Annotated in this window: 3 protein-coding genes; all 3 read right to left on the bottom strand. The window is 48.7% G+C overall.

Annotated features, from left to right (window positions below):
- Positions 1 to 243 precede the first annotated feature (243 nt).
- The gene (locus ACFRAK_RS28510; RefSeq protein ID WP_394573118.1) at positions 244 to 558 is read right to left on the bottom strand and encodes a DMT family transporter; all 315 of its coding nucleotides are present in this window, start codon (positions 556 to 558) and stop codon (positions 244 to 246) included.
- On the bottom strand, positions 558 to 899 hold the full coding sequence (locus ACFRAK_RS28505; protein WP_394573117.1) for a DMT family transporter: 342 nt from the start codon (positions 897 to 899) through the stop codon (positions 558 to 560). Before ACFRAK_RS28505 ends, ACFRAK_RS28510 begins: the two co-directional genes overlap by 1 nt.
- A 38-nt stretch (positions 900 to 937) precedes the next feature.
- Positions 938 to 1,548: TetR/AcrR family transcriptional regulator (locus ACFRAK_RS28500; RefSeq protein WP_394573116.1), on the bottom strand; the 611-nt coding region annotated here is incomplete at its 5' end.

The following is a 1,548-nucleotide window of genomic DNA, read 5'->3' as shown; positions in this document are numbered from 1 at the left end:
GCATGGACGTATCCGAAGAACCCTTCGCGGAAAACAGCTGCATCGCAGTGATGAGAATTTGCTGTCTTTTCTCTGCCGTTTTATCAGCCAATCAGTGATTCACCTCTCTCTGAGAACTATGTAGTTCTTGATATGACCAACTGGTCAAAATTAATTATATATGAAAAAGAACGACCGTTTCAACTTTACTACGGTCGTCCTTCCCTATGGTTCTCCCTGAATTGTGAACATTGTTTGAACGAACTAACTAAAAAGTTTCAATCCGACGGCCGAGCACAAGATCATGGCGATGAATAGGATTCTCCGCCATTCCTTCGGTTCACCGAACATGAACATCCCGGTAATGGCGCCACCAACCGTCCCAATACCTGTCCAAATGGCGTAGGCAGTTCCCATTGGCAAGTAGACCATGGCATAGGAGAGAAGCGAGAAGCTGATGGAGAAAGAACCAGCTAGAAGCAGTACGTATCGCCATCCCTTTCGCTGAGAGACTCCCTTGATGCCAATGACTCCGCCAATCTCGAACAATCCGGCAAATACAAGTGCGATCCATGCCATTATTTACTCACCTCCGCTGGTGCCTTGTCACTCGTGACGAGCTTAAGGCCGATTACACCAATCAACAACGAACAGATGAGCAGGACTTTAAGCAGCTTGAACGGCTCACCGAAGACCAACATCTCGGTTGCGACCGTTCCTGCCGTACCGATTCCCGTGAAGACGGCGTAGACCGTACCGACCGGTAGCCGTTTGGCTGCTTCGATAAGAAGCAGGAAGCTGGCAGCAATGGCAATCAAGGTCCCTGCCCATTCCCATATACTCGAAGAGTGCTTGAGTCCCATCACCCACAATATTTCCACCAATCCACCAAGTAGAACATATAACCAATTCCGATTCATATGGCTGTCTCTCCCTTAACTCGCAATTCCTAATTTCACTATTCGTTATGGCTGTCTCTTTGCTTGGTCACACCAATCCAATACACCGGCCAAGCTGCATCTACGCGTCGTGCGGCACGTTCCTCACCGCCATATACGATTTCAAGGTGAATACCATCAAGCAGTGTAATATAAGCGATGGCTGCTTTACGCGGATACCGGATGATTTTTCCGTGAACTGGACATCCGCCGGCCAACAGCTTGGCCAGATTGCTCTCTTGCTGATCCAGCATCGGATAGACCATGGCCATGACTTCATCATAGAGCGAGCTCGGTGGAAAAAAAGCCATCCGCAGAAAGAAGCGAACCTCATCGTCTCGTTGATAAGCTTGCTGGCGATCCTCCAGGAAGCCCTTTAACTGAAGTTCCAGTGGCTGATCATGAGCTTGAAGGAAATAGGATTCCATCTGCTTCTCCTGACGCTCGAATACATCCTGCAGCACTTGCAGGAACAGATCTTCCTTGCTTGAGAAGTGAGCATAAATGGATGGCTTCTTAATTCCGCTATCGTCAGCGATTTTTTTGAGTGAAGCCCCTTCGTAGCCATCCCGAGCAAAGTGAACAAGAGCCGCTTGTTTGATGTTGTCAAAACTCATGGGCGATCCTCCCC

This window comes from Peribacillus sp. NPDC056705 (assembly GCF_043656335.1).
Note: the sequence above shows the minus strand (reverse complement) of the source record. Positions and strands in the feature narration are given on the sequence as shown.